Source organism: Ferrovibrio sp. (assembly GCF_041906005.1).
In the GTDB taxonomy this organism is placed as follows: Bacteria; Pseudomonadota; Alphaproteobacteria; order Ferrovibrionales; family Ferrovibrionaceae; genus Ferrovibrio.
This window is the reverse complement of record NZ_JAYRJY010000001.1, coordinates 683623-699446: the sequence shown is the minus strand read 5'-3', so window position 1 is coordinate 699446 and position 15824 is coordinate 683623. Positions and strand designations below refer to the sequence as shown.

The window sequence follows — 15824 nt, the reverse complement described above, 5'->3', positions numbered from 1 at the left end:
AGGGCGGGACGGCGGCCCGCCTAGAGTGCGAAGGCGGGCCAGCGGTCCGCCCAGGGCGCCACGGCTTCATAACGCCGGCCGATCGCCAGCAGCAGCGCATCGTTGCCATACCCACCGACCAGCTGCACGCCGATCGGCATGCCCTTGGCATCCGGTGTCGCCGGCAGGTTCAGGCCGGGCAGCCCGGCCAGGTTCACCCAGCCGGTATAGACGGCATGGCCGCGTGGTCCGGCGTCCTGGCCGTCGATTTTGTCCGGATAGACCTTGTCCTTCGTCCATGGCTGGGCGGCAGTGCTGGGGGTGAGGATCGCATCAAATCGCGTATAGAAACTGGCCAATTGGCGGCGCAGCTCGACGGCATGGTTGAGGGCGGCCAGATAGGCGCTGCCGCTCACCGCCCTGCCGGCTTCATACATCGGCAGGAGGGCCGGTGTGATCTTTCCCGGCCCACCGAGCCGGTCAACGATCATCGCCAAGCCAGTCGGCATCAGCACCGCCAATGCGGCGATGGCGGCGTCGATGTCGAAGGGCAGGGCGCCGGCCTCGATTCCGCAGCCCACCTTCTGCAGAACTTCTGCGGCGGTATCGGTGGCGGCAATGATCTCCGGGTCCACCGGATGCCGGCCGAAGCGCGGCACATACAGGATGCGCGGTGTTTTCGGCAGATGCCGGGTTTCATCGGGCGTCACGGCGGCGTGGAAGGCCAGCGAATGACGGTCGCGCGCATCGGGGGCGGAAAGCGTGCAGAGGATCGTCGACACATCCTCGATGCAGCGGCCGAACAGCCCGATCACTTCGAGGTCGTTGTAGATTTCGGGGAAACCGCCGGTGCGCGCGATGCGGCCGGTGCTGGGCTTCAGGCCGACCAGACCGGTATGGCCGGCCGGGCGACGCGTCGAGCCGCCGCCATCGGTGCCCAGCGCGACGGGGCCGAGCCCGGCAGCCACGGCGCTGACCGCGCCGCCGCTGGACCCGCCCGGGGTGAGTGCCGGGTTCCATGCATTGCCGGTGGCACCGAACAGCAGGTTGTCGGTGTAACCCTGCACGGTGAATTCCGGCACGTTGGTCTTGCCCAGCAGCACGGCACCAGCCGCACGCAGGCGTTCGACCGGCAATTCGTCCTGCGCCGGGATATTGCGTTCCAGCAGCCGGCTGCCCCAGGTAGCCGGCATGCCGCCAACCAGCAGGCTGTCCTTGATCGAGGCCGGAACGCCATCCAGCGGACCAAGCGGCCGGCCGGCGCGATACCGCTCGGCACTGGCCTGCGCGGCGGCCATGGCGCCGGCCGTGTCCACATGCACATAGGCGTTCAGCATCGGATTGAGCGCCTCGATCCGGGCCAGGATTTGCGATGCCACATCGACCGGAGACAACGCGCCGCTCCGGTAGTGCTGATGAAGGTCGGTGGCCGAAAGCTGCCAGTTGGATTGAATGGCGGGCATGGTATTTCCGGGGCTGGGCGATGGCAGGATGCGGGAATGATCGGCCACCGGCCCGCGACAGGCAAGGGCCGGCTGGACGTGGTCTGGCCGGGCTCTATCTTCTGTCGTAAATTGGCTTCTGTCGTAAATCGGCTTCTGTGGTAAATCGGGCCAAACAGGGGTGGCATGCCATGATTCGAGCCGGCTCTCTTCTGGTTGCGGTGACGCTATTCGGGCTTGGCCTGCTGCCGGCGCGCGATGGCAAGGCGGCCGATCTGCCGCTGATCGACGCGCATGTGCATTACAGCCACGATGCATGGCAGATGGTGCCCACGGCCGATGCCATCGCCATCTTGCGCCGGGCCGGGTTGCGCAAGGTGCTGGTCTCCAGTTCCAGCGACGATGGCACGCAGAAACTCTATGAAGCCGCACCCGACCTGATCGTGCCAGAGCTGCGGCCCTATCGCAGCCGGGGCGAACTCAGCAGCTGGATGCGGGATGATACGGTCCTGCAGCATATCGAGGCGCGACTGGCGAAATACAGCTATGTCGGGATCGGCGAGTTCCATGTCTATGGTGCCGATGCCGATCTGCCGGTGCTGAAACGCGTGGTGGCGCTGGCGAAACAGCACAAGCTGTTCCTGCATGCCCATAGCGATGCCGATGCGGTCGAACGGCTGTTCAGACATGATCCCCAGGCCCTGGTCCTGTGGGCGCATTCCGGCTTTGACCGGCCCGATGCGGTGCGGGCGATGCTGAAACGCTATCCCACCCTCTGGGCCGACCTGGCGTTCCGCAGCGACCATGCATCGCAGGGCAAGGTCGATCCGGCCTGGCGGGTGTTGTTCGAGGAATTTCCGGATCGCTTCATGGTCGGCACCGACACCTTCACGCCGGAACGCTGGTTCTATATCGAGGAACACGCCAAATGGTCGCGCGGCTGGCTGGCCGATCTGCCCGCTCCGCTTGCGGAAAGGATCGCCTATCGCAATGCCGAGGCGCTGTTTGCGCGCACCGGGTTTAAACCGGCCCATTGAGATCGCGCATGCTGCGCCTGGCTTCATTCATCGGATTGTTGTTGAGCGTATCGTTGCCAGCCTGGGCCTGCGAGCAGATTCCGGTGGCCGCCCAGGTGATCGAGGGGCCACGCTTCAAGCTGGTGGTGCTCTCCGAGCCGGCGCCAATCCCGCTTAATGCGCCTTTTGCGTTCGATATCCGGCTCTGCGATGCCCGCATGGCGGAATTGCCGCGGCTGGTGCGCGTCGATGCCCAGATGCCGGCGCATCGTCATGGCATGAACTATGCGCCCAGCCTTACCAAGCTGGACTGGGGGCATTACCGTGCCGAGGGCCTGCTGCTGCACATGCCGGGCGAATGGGAATTCACCTTCGATTTTGCCGGGTTGGAGCAGGATGAGCGGCTCGGCTTCCGCTTCGATGCGCAATGAGCATATTGCGCGCTTGTCTGGGGCTGCTGCTGGTTCTGTTCGCAACGGCCGCACGGGCTGACGAGCCTCCCGTTTTCGACGCCACGCAACGCCGCCTGATCCGCAGTTTTGGCCCGTGGCCACCCGCTTTCCGTATCGATTCCGGCAATCCGTTGTCCGGCCGGCCAGAGGCTGTGCGGTTCGGCGCGGTGCTGTTTGCGGAACCACGCCTTTCGAAAAATGGAGCCTTGGCTTGCCAGAATTGCCATCAGCCGCAGCATGGCTGGGCCGAGCCTGTCGCGCGCAGCCACGGCCTGGACCGGCTTGATCGCAATGCGCCCGGCCTGCTCGACAGCCGGCTGCACCGCTGGTTCGGCTGGGATGGCGCCAGCGACAGCCTTTGGGCCGCGGCGATCCGCCCGATCCTCGATCCGCGCGAAATGGGTGGCAGCACGGCCATTGTGGCCGATTTGCTGCGGCGCGATCCGGCGCTGGCCTGCCTCGCCCGCCAGGCCGATGACGCGGCGGCCACATCGCCGGATGACGAGTCCTTGCTGGTGCTGGCGGCGCGGGCCCTGGCGGCCTTCCAGGAAACGCTGGTCAGCCCCCGCACGGCGTTTGACGATTTCCGTGACGCCCTGTTGACCAATGATCACGCTGTGATGGCGCGCTATCCCGTTTCGGCGCAGCGCGGTCTGGCATTGTTCACCAGCCGTGGGCAATGCGCCACCTGCCATAGCGGCCCGGCTTTCACCAATGGCGAGTTTCACGATACCGGCATGCCCTTCTTCGTCATCGGCGCCGATGGTACGCGGGGCGTGGATCCCGGCCGGCATCGTGGTATCGCGCGGCTGAAGGCGAATCCGTTCAACCGGCTCGGCCGGTACAACGCGGATCCTCAATCGCCAGCCGTTCTTCCCGTGCGCCATGTGGCGCAACAACATCGCAACTGGGGCGAATTCAAGGTGCCCAGTCTGCGCAGCCTGTTATTCACCGGGCCCTACATGCATGACGGCAGCAAACCTGATCTGGCATCGGTGGTGCAGCATTATTCCGATCTGGATGAGGATCGGCTGCACAGCGATGGCGAAGCCATTCTCAGGCCGCTGCGGCTCAGTGCCGAAGAAAGCCGCGATCTTGTGGCCTTCCTGCAAAGTCTCAGCGCGCCGGCCGTGGCGGCGGCGTCGGACTATGAAACGCTCAAGGCGGAAGCGCGCCGGTTATGTCCCTGAAGTAATCTGGCGCAGCGGCAGTATGATGGTTGCCACCGTGCCGCGGCCGGGTTCGGAAGCCAGGTCGAACTGTCCGCCGAGCAGCTCGGTCAGCGACTTCACCAGAGGCAGTCCAAGGCCGGTGCCCTGATGCTCGCGAGTCAGCACGCCGCGCACCTGTTCGAAGGGGGCGAGGGCCTTGGGGATATCCTGCGGCGCCATGCCGACGCCACTGTCATGCACGCTGATCCCCAGGGTTTTGCCGTCCGTCCGGGCGGTGACCCAAGCCCTGCCGCCGCGCGGCGTGAACTTCACGGCATTGCTCAAGAGATTCAGCAGAATCTGGCGCAACATGCGTTCGTCCGCCGGCACCAGGGGCAGGTTGGCCGGCAGATCCTCGCTCAGGGCTACGCCGGCCTGCTCGGCCTGGCCGCGCATCATTTCCAGGCTGTCTCCGATGGTGAGCCAGGGATCCACCATCTCGATATGCGGCTCCATCCGGCCGGCTTCCACCTTCGCCAGATCCAGCACGTCGTTGATAAGCTGCAGCAGGTGGATTCCGGATTTGTGGATGTCGTTGACGTATTCCGCCTGCTTTCCCGAGAGCGCGCCGAAATAGCCGCCAAGCAGGGATTCCGAAAAGCCGATGATGGCATTCAGCGGCGTGCGGAATTCATGGCTCATGTTGGCCAGGAAGGCGCTTTTCGAGCGGTTGGCGACCTCGGCCATTTCCTTCGCGCGCAGCAATTCGCGTTCGGTGCCTTCCCGTTCGGCGATATAGCGGGTCAGGGCTTCGGTGCGTTCCTCGATGCGCGCTTCCAATGTATCGGCCAGCTCGCGTAGCTGATCCTGCGCACGGCGCAGATCGGTGATATCGGAATACGAGGTGACGAAACCGATGCCCGGGATCGGCGTGCCGATCACCTCGATGGTGCGACCATTCGGTCGTCGCCGTTGGATGCGATGCGGTATCATCGCGCGTGCAAGGTCGACACGCTCGCGCACCATCGCCTCCACGTCCCCGGGGCCATATTCTCCATGTTCGGCGTTCCAGCGCACGAAATCCTCGAATGGCGTGCCTGGCCTGGCGAAGTTTGCGGGATATTCCAACAGGTCGATGAAGCGCTGATTGCAGATCAGCAGATTGAGATTGGTATCGAACAGGGTGATGCCGTGGCTGATATTCTCGACCACGACATCCAGCAGGCGCTTCTTGTCCTGCAGTTCGGCGGTGCGTTCCTGCACCTTGCGCTCGAGCTGCTGATGCGCCTGCATCAGTGCCCGTTCGTTGTGTCGCGATGCGGTGATGTCGCTGTAGATGGTGACCCAGCCGCCATCGGGCAGAGGGGTGCCGCGGATATCGATTACCGTGCCGTTGGGGCGCTGGCGTTCCAGGTGGTGCGGCAGGAAACGGCGGGCCAGTTCCACGCGTTCGCGGACTTGGGTTTCGATGTCGCCGGGGCCGTATTCGCCGCGTTCGGCGTTCAGGCGGAAGAAGCTTTCGGCAGGCGTTCCCGGTATGCCCAGTTCATGAGGAAAGCCGAGCAGATCCAGATAGCGCCGGTTGCAGGCGACCAGCTTCAGGTCCCGGTCGAAGATGCTGATGCCTTGATCGAGATGATCGAGACCCTGCAGGAGCAGCACATTCTGGTGCACGCCGACGCGCTCCATGGTTGTTCCGACTCAGTCTAGAATAATCCGGGCCGGGCCGGGATGGGGAGCAGCCATGAAAAAAGCCGCCCGGAGGCGGCTTCATTCTTATCGGGTCGACAGGCAAAAAGCCTTACATCGAGCCTTCACGCTGGGCGCGCTTGCGGGCCAGCTTGCGGGCGCGACGGATCGCCTCGGCCTTCTCGCGGGCCCGGCGCTCGGACGGCTTCTCGTAATGACCGCGCAGCTTCATCTCGCGGAAAATGCCCTCACGCTGCATCTTCTTCTTCAGCGCCTTCAGGGCCTGATCGACATTGTTGTCGCGAACCAGGACTTGCACGTGGGTCCCATCCTTTCGGGTTGGCAATAAGAATCCGGTTGCGGGGCGCCAGCCCCGGCAAGTCGCGCCTTCTAGCATGCCCCCCCGGCTTTGTGAAGCGGCTTTATACCCGGCCCGACGGTAATAATGAGGCTGGAAAAGCCTCATTTTGGCAATTATTTGCGGATTCCGGGCTGTCTCTTGGCCGCCCGGGTCCCCTGGCTTAGGTTAATGCTCATGGCCATTCTGAAAATCGCCCGTATGGGGCATCCGGTGCTGGCACGCCCGGCCGACTCGGTGCCGGACCCGACAGCCCCGGAAATCCACCAGCTGATCGCCGACATGGTCGACACCATGCTCGATGCCCCCGGCCAGGGCCTGGCGGCGCCGCAGGTGCATGTGCCGCTGCGGGTGGCGGTGTTTCTGACCCCCGACGAGGGCGACGGCCAGCGGGAGCTGGTCACCTTGGTAAATCCAAGCTGGCGCCCCCTGGGCGAGGCGCAGGACCTGGCCTGGGAAGGCTGCCTGTCGGTGCCCGGCCTGCGCGGCCTGGTGCCGCGCTATACCCGCATCGCCTATGAGGGCGATCTGCCCGACGGCCGGCGGCTGCAGCGCGAGGTGCAGGGCTGGCATGCCCGGGTGGTGCAGCATGAACTGGACCATCTGGATGGTATCCTGTATCCGCAGCGCATGACCGATCTGAAGGACCTGGTATTCGAGACCGAACTGCGGCATCGCGCCAGCCTGCGGCCGCAGGAGCAGGAAGATTGATGGAGGCCGTGATGAACGACGAGCATCTGCTGACCGAGAGGCGCGCCCTGCTTGAAGCCATGCTGACCCATGTGCCGTTCGACGGTTGGACCGACAGGGCAATGGCACAGGCCGCGAAAGATTGCGGTTATGATGCCGGCCTGCTGACACGCGCATTTCCCAATGGCCCGGCCGAGGCGCTGGATTTCTGGGTCGCGGAAACCGACCGGGCGATGCTGCGTGTTCTGGAAGGGCGCGACCTCGCCGCGATGAAAACCGGCCAGCGGGTGAGAACCGCGGTGCTGGTGCGGTTGGAACTGGCCGCGCCCCATCGCGAGGCGGTGCGCCGTGCGCTGAATCTGGAAGCGCTGCCGCAGCATGCGCCAAAGGCATTGCGACAGCTCTATCGTACGGTGGATGCGATCTGGTATGCCGCCGGCGATACCGCGACGGATTTCAACTTCTATACCAAGCGCATGCTGCTGGGCGGCGTCTATGCCGCCACATTGCTGCATTGGCTGGATGACAAGTCGGAGGGCTTTGCCTCGACGGCGGCTTTCCTGGATCGCCGGCTGGCCGATGTCATGCGTATCCAGCAGGCCAAGGGCAAGCTGGGCAAACTGCTCGATCGCCTGCCCAATCCTTTGGGGCGTGCGCGCCGCGCCTGAAACGCGGATCAGACCGAAAGGCTGATCAGCCGACCCGACGAAGCCGGATTGGGCTGCGCGTTGGGAGTGCCGTTGGCGCCATAGTTGATTGCTGAATTCCGCGAATTCGGCGGCTCGGTATTGTTCGCCGGCTGTTGCTGCTGCAACTGCTGGGTCAGACCGTTGATGATGGTGCCGCCATCATTGGTGCCGCTCTGCTGCGTGGTTTCGCTGCGCTGACCGGCATTGGATTGCGGCACGGCACTGGTGGTCTGGGGCTGCGTGGGGGCTGCCGTGTTCACCTGGAAACGGCTGCTGTCCTGCTGGCTATTCTGCAGGGAGTCGCGCACGGCATTGTTGTCGGTCCCGCTGGCCGGATTGCTCGGCTGCTGGCGGATCGGAAACTGCGGCGCGACGCTGCCGGACGAAATGCTGTCGATGGCCATGCCATTCACTCCACCCGGAGGCCACGCGGTTCTGGCGCTCAATCCGGACGGACCACCGTTCTCGGCGGCCTGGAGACATCTTGCTCAGAATATAGGCCAGTGCCGCCCGCCCGCCAAGGGAAAGACGACAATATTGTCGTGACTTAAGGTTGTGGTGCCTGCCCCGTTGGGTAGAGACGGGTGACATGCCCCATCTTGCGGCCGGGCCGGGCCTCGGCTTTGCCATACAGATGCAGCTTGGCGTTGGGTTCGGCGAGCAGGGCGGGCCAGGCATCGATCTCGTCGCCGATCAGGTTTTCCATCACGGCATCGCACAGGCGCTCGGGCGAGCCCAGCGGCAGCCCGCAGACGGCGCGGATATGCTGCTCGAACTGCGAGGTGACGGCGGCATCCAGCGTCCAATGCCCGGAATTGTGCACGCGCGGCGCCAGCTCGTTGACCAGGATACGGTCACCGCAATCAAACAGCTCGACGGCCAGCACCCCGACATAATCCAGGCCCTCGACCAGGCTGGTGGCGAGTTGCTCCACCTGCGCTGCCAGCGCCGGCTCGATCACGGCCGGGGCATGCGTGCGCCACAGGATATGGTTGCGATGAATGTTCTCGACCGGGCCCCATGAGGCGATGCTGCCATCCAGCCCCCGCGCCAGCACCACCGACAATTCTCGCCGGAAGGAAATGAAGCCCTCGGCGATCAGCGCGTCGGATTTCAGCGCGGCGAAGGCGCGCGTGGCATCTTCGGTGGCGGTGACCTTGTACTGGCCCTTGCCGTCATAGCCCATGCGGCGGGTCTTGAGCACCAGAGGCAGGCCCAGCGCGTCGGCAGCGGCGCACAGATCGGCCGTGTTGGCGACGGCGCGATAGGGCGCGGTATGGATGCCGCGACTGGTGCAGAAATCCTTCTCGAACAAACGGTCCTGCGTTATGCGCAGCGCTTCGGTGCCCGGCCGCACCGGCACCAGACCGGCGATCGCCTGCACCGGTTCGAAGGGAATATTCTCGAATTCGTAGGTCACCACCGCGCAGCTTCTGGCGAAAGCGGCCATGGCGGCGGCATCGGTGTAGTCGGCGCGGGTATGTTTCGCGGCGACTTCCGCCGCCGGCGGATCGGCTTCCGGGCAGAAGATATGGCAATGATAGCCCAGGCGCGCGGCCGCGATCGCCAGCATGCGGCCGAGCTGGCCGCCGCCGAGAATGCCGATCATGCTGCCGGGCGGAAGCGCGCTCATGTCAGGCGGTGGGCTTCAGCTTGATGGCTTTGGTCTGCTTCGCGCGCCAGGCCTGCAGGCGTTTCGACAGGGCCGCGTCGTTCAGCGCCAGGATGGCGGCGGCCAGCAGGCCGGCATTGATGGCGCCAGCCTTGCCGACGGCCAGCGCGCCGACCGGAATGCCCCCCGGCATCTGCTGGATCGAAAGCAGCGAGTCGAGTCCCTTGAGGGCTTTGCTTTCCACCGGCACGCCCAGCACCGGCAGATGCGTCATGGCGGCAGCCATGCCGGGCAGATGGGCGGCGCCGCCGGCGCCGGCGATGATCACCTGGATGCCGCGGCCCGCCGCGCCATGGGCGTAATCATAGAGCCGCTGCGGCGTGCGATGGGCCGAGACGATGCGGTGTTCGGCCGGGACTTTCAGCACCTTCAGAATCTCGGCGGCATGTTCCATGGTCGCCCAGTCGGACTGGCTGCCCATGATGATGCCGACCAAAGGCTTCTGGCCGGACGAACCTTTACGCGCCGCCATCGTTTGCTCCTGTCGCGGAAAGCGGCGGATTATAGGGGGCGGGGTCGGCCTGTAAAGCGGTGCCGCCGGCAGGAGACAGCCCAGGGCCGGCCGTGGTGGCAAGGCCGGCCGATCCATGCTTTGTTAACGCCTGCCGAGGCAAGACTAAGGCAGGATACCGTCCGACCAGGCGGAGCATGACCAAGATCGAGGATCGTCGACCGGTGGGGCTCGGGCCCGGCGCCGCGCCCATAGGGGCGTCAGGCGGCGGGGCGCGTCCGGTTGCCGTGGCGACGAGCCAGGCCGCGGCACCGGCCCAGGCCGCCGGCCAGCCGGCCGTCACCGCCACGGTGATGGGCATCCCCGAACCCGAACTCACCCCGCGCGTGCGCGACGCCATCATGCGGCTGATGGGCGAGGTGGACCAGTTGCGCAACGAACTGAACCGCACGCGCCACCGCCTGGCCGAACTGGAGCGCCTGGCGGATCGAGACACGCTGACGCCGCTGTATAACCGGCGCGCCTTCGTGCGCGAGCTGTCTCGCGCCATGGCCCATGTCGAACGCTACAACCGACCATCCTGCCTGATCTATTTCGACCTCAACGGTCTGAAGGAGATCAATGACAAACACGGCCATGCCGCCGGCGACGCCGCCCTGATCCAGGTGGGCCAGATCCTGCTCGACAACACCCGCGAGGTGGACGTGATCGCCCGCCTCGGCGGCGACGAATACGGCGTGATATTAAGCGAGACCGATGCCCAGCAGGGCCGCGAGAAGGCCGATCATCTGGCCGAGGCGATCCGCCGCCGGCCGCTGCATTGGGAAGGCAAGAGCCTGCCGCTGGATGCCGCCTATGGCGTCTATCCGCTCAAGCCCGGCGAGGATCCGGGCTCGGCCCTGGCTGCCGCCGACCAGATGATGTACAGCCACAAACTGGCCCGCCGCGCCGCCAGAGCCTGATCCGGGGCCTGATCCGGGGCCTGGTCCGGCCTGGTAATCCGGGAAATCCTGATTTCCATCCGGCTTATTTTGGCTGAAAGGGTGGCCACACCCTCGCCAATAATTGCCAATCATCGCCAATTTTAGCCAATGATCGCCAATCATCGCCAAAAGTGGCCAATTGTTGCGGCGTGCCGCCGGGCGTCTGAGGCTCTGGCGACCGGAGATCGTCCCGGTTCGGATGCATATTGACGATAGCCAAGAACGGTAAGAATATATAGAACATATAAAGAACAATTTCCTGGAGGCAAGAGGCCATGCCTACGGACGATTTCGCCGCCTATGTGCTGGACTGCCTGAACGCCGCCCGGGTCGGGCCGGTGACGCGCGAGCGGCTGTTCAGCGGCAGCGGGCTGCGGATCGATGGCCTGCTGTTCGGCGTGATCCTGCGCGGTGCGCTGTATTTCGTGGTGGATGAGCAGACCCGGCCGCGGTTCATCGAGGCCGGCATGGGGCCGTTCCGCTACAGCCGCAAGGATGCGCAGCAGGCCATCGAACGCTGGTATGAACTGCCCGAGGATGTGCTGCTCGATCCCGCCGACCTGCGCGACTGGGTGCATGACGCGTTGGCGGCGTCGCGGCGCACGGCCAAGCCGGAAAAGCCCAAGAGGGCGAAGACAGTCGCTGTGAAGAAAGCTGCCGTGAAGAAGGCTGCCGTGAAGAAGGCCGCAGCAGTGAAAAAGACCCGGCCGCGCCGATGATCGCGCGGCCGGGTCAGAAATCCGGTCCTGAAATCCGGGCCTGATGTTTCGCGCCGCGTGGATCAGGCGGCGATATTGACCACGATCTTGCCATTGGCAGTGCGGCTTTCGATGGCCGCGTAAGCCGCTTCCACCTGTTCCATGCCGAAATGCCGCGGATCAAGGCTGGGTTTGAGCTTGCCGGCTTCGACCAGTCTGGTGGCCTCGCGCAGGATGTCGCCGTAATGCGAGCGGCCCTCGCCGGTCAGCAGCGGCGCCAGGGTGAAGATGCCGGAATAGCTGGCGGCGCGGAAAGACAGCGGCGCGAGCGCATGCGTGCCCCATCCCAGACAACTCACCACATGGCCGAAATGCTTCACGGCCCTGAACGAGGCGTCGAGCATCGGGCCGCCGCCGGTATCGTAGACCAGATCGAAACCGCGGCTCGCGGTGTAGCGCGTCACATAATCCTCCACATCGCTGGTGCGGAAGTCGATGGCGGTGGCGCCGAGCTGCTGGATGAAGTCGCGCTTTTCGGCATTGTCGGTGGCATAAACCTCGGCGCCGAAAGCGCGGGCGATCTGGATGGCCATGTGGCCAACGCCGCCACCACCGCCCTGCACCAGCACGCTCTGTCCGGCCTGCACGCGGGCGCGGTCGACCAAACCTTCCCAGGCGGTGATGAAGACCAGCGGCATGGCCGCGGCCTCGCGCATCGTCAGATTGGCCGGCTTGGGCGCCAGCAGGGTGGCATCGACCACGGCATATTCGGCCAGGGAACCCTGCAGGCCACCAACGCCGCCGGTCATGCCATACACTTCGTCGCCGGGCAGGAAGCCGACAACACCGGGACCGACGGCTTCGACCACGCCGGCGAGATCCAGGCCCAGTACGGCGGGCAAGGGATGGCGCGCATGGGCTGCCTGGCCGGCGCGGATCTTCAGGTCGAGCGGATTCACGCCGCTCGCCGCGATCCGCACCAGGATCTCGCCCGAGCGCGGCTGCGGCCTGGCGATTTCGGTGCTGCGGAAAGGGGTGCCGTGGGTTTCCAGGATAAGGGCATTCATTGTCTTCGCCATGATGGTCTCCATCGGTCTGGGTTGAGGTGGCGAGGAGCAAGGTGAACCGGATTGATGTGTTTGGAAATTAAAGATAATGTTCTCTATCCATGCATTTTTGCATGGATGTGGCGGAGTGCGGCGATGCTGGAATGGAGCGATCTGCGGATTTTCCTGGCTGTCGCCCGCGAGGGCACCCTGGGCAAGGCGGCGCGCAGGCTGGGGCAGACCCAGCCCACCATGGGTCGGCGGCTGCGCGCGCTGGAGCAGGCAGTGGGACAGACGCTGTTCCAGCGCACCAGCGACGGTTTCGTTTTGACGGACGAAGGCGCTGCGGTGCTTGGTCATGCCGAGCGGGTGGAGGAAGAGGTGCTGGCCTTCCAGCGGCAACTGGCCGGGCGCGAGCAGCAACTGGAGGGCAGTCTGCGACTGTCCTCCTCGGACTGGTTTGGCCTGCACATGCTGGCGCCGGTGCTGGCGGAATTCAAACAGCTTCATCCCGGTGTCGAGGTCGAGCTGCTGACCGACAGCCGGCTCTACAGTCTGTCGCGTCGTGAAGCCGACATGGTGTTCCGCATCGCGCCTTTCGACGAGGCGGAGGTGATCTCACGCCGCCTGCTGCATGTGAGCTATGCCCTGTATACCCGCGCCGGAATGCCGCATCCGCATCCCGGCGATGGCAGCGGCGCTGCGCTGGTGACCATGGACACCGCGTTCGATGGCATGCCCGACGTGGCATGGCTGCGTCGCCTGCTGCCGCAGGCCCGGGTGGCGATCCGCAGCAACAACCGCGATGTGCAGGCCAGCCTGTGCGCGCAGGGTGTTGGGTTGGCGGTGCTGCCGCGGCCGCTGGGCGATGGGCTTGCCGGACTCGAGCGTGTCGATCTGGGAGAGGAACCGCCCGGCCGCATCACCTGGATCGGGTATCATCGCGACCTGCGGCGGCTGGCGCGCCTGCGCGCCCTGCTGGATCTGGTGATTGCGCGATTGGCGAATTGAGGCGCCAGGACAAATGATCAGATTTCCTGCCGGCGCGTGTCGCGCAGCGCCTGGACCAGCGGCAGGCTGCTGAACAGGGCGGCGATGCCCGCCGCCTCGACCCAATCCATGGCACCCCAGCTCACCAGCCCGTCGGCTACGAAGAAGAACAGGACAATGGCGAGTGCGATGAAGAACGGTGCGCCAGGAGAGGTGCCGGGCAGAGTCATGGTCGTCTCCGTTTTTGTTGTGCCGCATCTGGCGGCGGCATGGGCGGAGATTAGGGGCGGCGGCTGATTCGCGCCGCCGATAAGGCTGTGACCCCTGTGACCCTGTTGTGACCTGACTTGTTCAGCGCTTGGCGTGCCGCTTCTCGCCGTATCGCTTTTCGATGGCCGCATACAGCGCGCGCAGACCGGTGGCTTCGGCGCCGAGCGGCCGGCCGGGGCGGGCTTTGGGGTTCCAGGCAAACATATCGAGATGGGCATAGGATTTCGTCTTGCTGACGAATTCCTTCAGGAACAGGGCCGCCGTGATCGAACCGGCGAAAGGCGTGTCGCCCGAATTGCTGATATCGCCGACCTTGCCCTCGATATATTCGCGATAGGGCTGGTGCAGCGGCAGGCGCCAGAGCGGATCGCCCACGCTCAGGCCGGCATCCAGCAATGCCTGCGCCATGGCATCGTCGGTGCTGAACAGAGCCGGCAGGTCCGGGCCAACGGCGACGCGGGCCGCGCCGGTGAGCGTGGCGGCATCGATCAGCCAGTCAGGCTTCTCGGAATCGGCCTCGGCCAGCGCATCGCCCAGCACCAGGCGACCTTCGGCGTCGGTATTGCCGATCTCCACCGTCAAACCCTTGCGGCTGTGCAGCACATCGCCCGGGCGGAAGGCATTGCCCGAGACGCTGTTCTCCACGGCGCCGATCAATACGCGCAGCCGTACCGGCAGCTTCATCGCCATGATCGCGGCGGCCAGCCCCAGCATCACGGCCGCGCCGCCCATGTCCTTTTTCATCAGCAGCATGCCGGCCGAGGGCTTGAGGTCGAGGCCGCCGGTATCGAAACACACGCCCTTGCCGACCAGGGTGAGTTTCGGGTGCTTGGGATTGCCCCAGCGGATGTCGATCAGGCGGGGCAGGCGATGCGAAGCGCGGCCGACCGCATGGATCATCGGATAATTCTGGTCCAGCAGCTCTTCGCCGATGATGCAGTTGAAGTCGGCGCCGCCAATCAGGGCGACCGCGCGGGCCGCTTCGGCCAGTTCGGCCGGGCCCATGTCGCCAGCCGGCGTGTTGATCAGGTCACGCGCCAGCACGATGCCGTCATACAGCGCCACCACGCGCTGCTTGTTGGCCTTGGCCGGCCAGATCAGGCGCGCGGATTTCTTCTCGATCTTCTTGTAGCGATCGAAGCGATAACCGGCGAGCGTCCAGCCCAAAGCCGCGGCATCACCCGCCTTGCCATCGGTGAGCCGGTATTCGCCGCCGGGCAGGGCGGCGGCGATGGCGGCATAGGACCACAGGTCGGGCTGTTCGGGCAGGCCGGCAATCACGCGCGCGGGCTTGCCGGTTCTGGCATCGGCCAGCACCAGCACCTGGCCGGGCCTGGCCTTGAAGCCCTGGCTTTCGGCCTGACCGGCCACGGCGGTCTTCTCGCGCGCCAGCCGGGTCGGCCATTGTTTGGCCGTGCAGGTCTCGACGGGGATGGCGGCGGCGGCCTTGGCGGTGAGGGTGGCGGTCACTTTAGCCTCGGGAAGCTGAAAGAAGGACGATGTCTGGGCGAACGGGCCTGCCTCGTTTATAAGGGCTGCGCGTCCGGAACGAAATACGCTGCCATCATCAGGAGCCTCCCGTGAGCAAACTCACCCTCGTCATCGGCAACAAGAACTATTCAAGCTGGAGCCTGCGGCCCTGGCTGGCGCTGAAGGCCGCCGGCCAGGCCTTCGCCGAGGTGCTGATCCCGCTGCGGCAGCCCGACAGCAAGGCCAACATCCTGAGCCATTCCGCCGCCGGCAAGCTGCCAGTGCTGAAACATGACGACCTGCTGGTGTGGGACAGTCTGGCGATCTGCGAGTATATCGCCGAGACATGGCCGGAGGCCAAGCTGCTGCCCGAGGACCGCCGTGCCCGTGCCGTGGCGCGCAGCGTGATGAGCGAGATGCATTCGGGCTTCGTCGCCCTGCGCCGCGACCTGCCGATGGATATCTGTCGCCTGGGCAAGGCGTCGGGGATTGCCTCGGAAGAGGCCAGGCTCGACATCGCCCGCATCCAGCAGGTCTGGCAGGATTGTCGCGGCCGGTTCGGCAAGGATGGCGATTTCCTGTTCGGTCGTTTCAGCCTCGCCGACTGCATGTATGCACCGGTGGCTACCCGCTTCCGCACCTATGGGGTGGCGATGGATCCGGTGAGCGCGGCCTATGTGGATGCCATCTATGCCTTGCCGATAATGCAGGAATGGATCGCGGCCGCCGCCAAAGAAGAACCGCTGCCCGAGGCCTGATGCCCGAGGGGGCCTGAGCC

18 protein-coding genes are annotated in these 15824 nt (G+C 65.3%); 9 read left to right on the top strand and 9 right to left on the bottom strand.

Translation table 11 applies throughout. The annotated features are described in order from the left end of the window. Positions 1–20: 20 nt before the first annotated feature. Positions 21–1442, bottom strand: coding sequence for an amidase (locus tag ACE3OO_RS03435; RefSeq protein ID WP_374299737.1), 1422 nt, complete (start codon positions 1440–1442; stop codon positions 21–23). A gap of 170 nt (positions 1443–1612) precedes the next feature. Here ACE3OO_RS03435 and ACE3OO_RS03430 point away from each other — a divergent pair, with 170 nt between their 5' ends. Genes ACE3OO_RS03430 through ACE3OO_RS03420 form a run of 3 tightly spaced genes read left to right on the top strand, consistent with a single transcriptional unit; the run spans position 1613 to position 4079 of the window. Continuing rightward, entirely contained in the window at positions 1613–2458 is an 846-nt protein-coding gene (locus tag ACE3OO_RS03430) for an amidohydrolase family protein (RefSeq protein ID WP_374299735.1), read from the top strand. An 8-nt stretch (positions 2459–2466) separates the two neighbouring features. Next, the gene (locus ACE3OO_RS03425; protein ID WP_374299733.1) at positions 2467–2868 is read left to right on the top strand and encodes a hypothetical protein; all 402 of its coding nucleotides are present in this window, start codon (positions 2467–2469) and stop codon (positions 2866–2868) included. Next, on the top strand, positions 2865–4079 hold the full coding sequence (locus tag ACE3OO_RS03420) for a cytochrome-c peroxidase (protein WP_374299731.1): 1215 nt from the start codon (positions 2865–2867) through the stop codon (positions 4077–4079). The genes ACE3OO_RS03425 and ACE3OO_RS03420 overlap by 4 nt, the downstream gene beginning before the upstream one ends. Here ACE3OO_RS03420 and ACE3OO_RS03415 read toward each other — a convergent pair. Together ACE3OO_RS03415 and rpsU are read right to left on the bottom strand one after the other, a co-directional pair. Further along, entirely contained in the window at positions 4068–5729 is a 1662-nt protein-coding gene (locus ACE3OO_RS03415) for a PAS-domain containing protein (protein ID WP_374299729.1), read from the bottom strand. The two genes, ACE3OO_RS03420 and ACE3OO_RS03415, sit on opposite strands and share 12 nt — an antisense overlap. Positions 5730–5841: 112 nt before the next feature. Further along, on the bottom strand, positions 5842–6048 hold the full coding sequence (rpsU, locus tag ACE3OO_RS03410; RefSeq protein ID WP_144069020.1) for a 30S ribosomal protein S21: 207 nt from the start codon (positions 6046–6048) through the stop codon (positions 5842–5844). Between the two features lie 216 nt (positions 6049–6264). On the opposite strand from rpsU, the gene def reads away from it, so the two are divergent. Then, a complete protein-coding gene (gene def / locus ACE3OO_RS03405) occupies positions 6265–6798 on the top strand; it encodes a peptide deformylase (RefSeq protein ID WP_374299726.1) in 534 nt (177 codons plus the stop codon). Between the two features lie 11 nt (positions 6799–6809). Further along, a complete protein-coding gene (locus ACE3OO_RS03400) occupies positions 6810–7445 on the top strand; it encodes a COQ9 family protein (protein ID WP_374299724.1) in 636 nt (211 codons plus the stop codon). An 8-nt stretch (positions 7446–7453) separates the two neighbouring features. On the opposite strand, the gene ACE3OO_RS03395 is transcribed toward ACE3OO_RS03400, so the two are convergent. The 3 genes from ACE3OO_RS03395 to purE all read right to left on the bottom strand — a co-directional run bounded on the left by ACE3OO_RS03395 (position 7454) and on the right by purE (position 9610). Continuing rightward, positions 7454–7870, bottom strand: coding sequence for a hypothetical protein (locus ACE3OO_RS03395; RefSeq protein WP_374299722.1), 417 nt, complete (start codon positions 7868–7870; stop codon positions 7454–7456). Positions 7871–8013: 143 nt separating this feature from the next. Continuing rightward, on the bottom strand, positions 8014–9099 hold the full coding sequence (locus ACE3OO_RS03390) for a 5-(carboxyamino)imidazole ribonucleotide synthase (protein WP_374299721.1): 1086 nt from the start codon (positions 9097–9099) through the stop codon (positions 8014–8016). A 1-nt stretch (position 9100) separates the two neighbouring features. Next, entirely contained in the window at positions 9101–9610 is a 510-nt protein-coding gene (gene purE / locus ACE3OO_RS03385) for a 5-(carboxyamino)imidazole ribonucleotide mutase (protein ID WP_374299719.1), read from the bottom strand. 176 nt (positions 9611–9786) lie between these two features. Here purE and ACE3OO_RS03380 point away from each other — a divergent pair, with 176 nt between their 5' ends. Both ACE3OO_RS03380 and ACE3OO_RS03375 read left to right on the top strand, forming a co-directional pair. Then, positions 9787–10551 (top strand): GGDEF domain-containing protein, encoded by a 765-nt coding sequence (locus ACE3OO_RS03380; RefSeq protein WP_374299717.1) that lies wholly within the window; start codon positions 9787–9789, stop codon positions 10549–10551. 296 nt (positions 10552–10847) lie between these two features. Beyond that, positions 10848–11291 (top strand): TfoX/Sxy family protein, encoded by a 444-nt coding sequence (locus ACE3OO_RS03375; protein WP_374299715.1) that lies wholly within the window; start codon positions 10848–10850, stop codon positions 11289–11291. Between the two features lie 62 nt (positions 11292–11353). On the opposite strand, the gene ACE3OO_RS03370 is transcribed toward ACE3OO_RS03375, so the two are convergent. Then, the gene (locus ACE3OO_RS03370) at positions 11354–12349 is read right to left on the bottom strand and encodes a zinc-dependent alcohol dehydrogenase family protein (RefSeq protein WP_374299712.1); all 996 of its coding nucleotides are present in this window, start codon (positions 12347–12349) and stop codon (positions 11354–11356) included. Positions 12350–12472: 123 nt separating this feature from the next. Between ACE3OO_RS03370 and ACE3OO_RS03365 the strand changes: the two genes are divergently transcribed. Continuing rightward, positions 12473–13327 (top strand): LysR family transcriptional regulator, encoded by an 855-nt coding sequence (locus tag ACE3OO_RS03365; RefSeq protein WP_374299710.1) that lies wholly within the window; start codon positions 12473–12475, stop codon positions 13325–13327. A gap of 17 nt (positions 13328–13344) precedes the next feature. On the opposite strand, the gene ACE3OO_RS03360 is transcribed toward ACE3OO_RS03365, so the two are convergent. Beyond that, complete coding sequence (locus ACE3OO_RS03360; RefSeq protein WP_374299708.1) at positions 13345–13536, bottom strand: hypothetical protein; 192 nt, start codon at positions 13534–13536, stop codon at positions 13345–13347. 121 nt (positions 13537–13657) lie between these two features. Beyond that, a complete protein-coding gene (locus tag ACE3OO_RS03355) occupies positions 13658–15046 on the bottom strand; it encodes a M17 family metallopeptidase (RefSeq protein WP_374299706.1) in 1389 nt (462 codons plus the stop codon). Between the two features lie 110 nt (positions 15047–15156). Here ACE3OO_RS03355 and ACE3OO_RS03350 point away from each other — a divergent pair, with 110 nt between their 5' ends. Next, entirely contained in the window at positions 15157–15804 is a 648-nt protein-coding gene (locus ACE3OO_RS03350; RefSeq protein ID WP_374299704.1) for a glutathione S-transferase family protein, read from the top strand. The last annotated feature ends 20 nt before the right edge of the window (positions 15805–15824 follow it).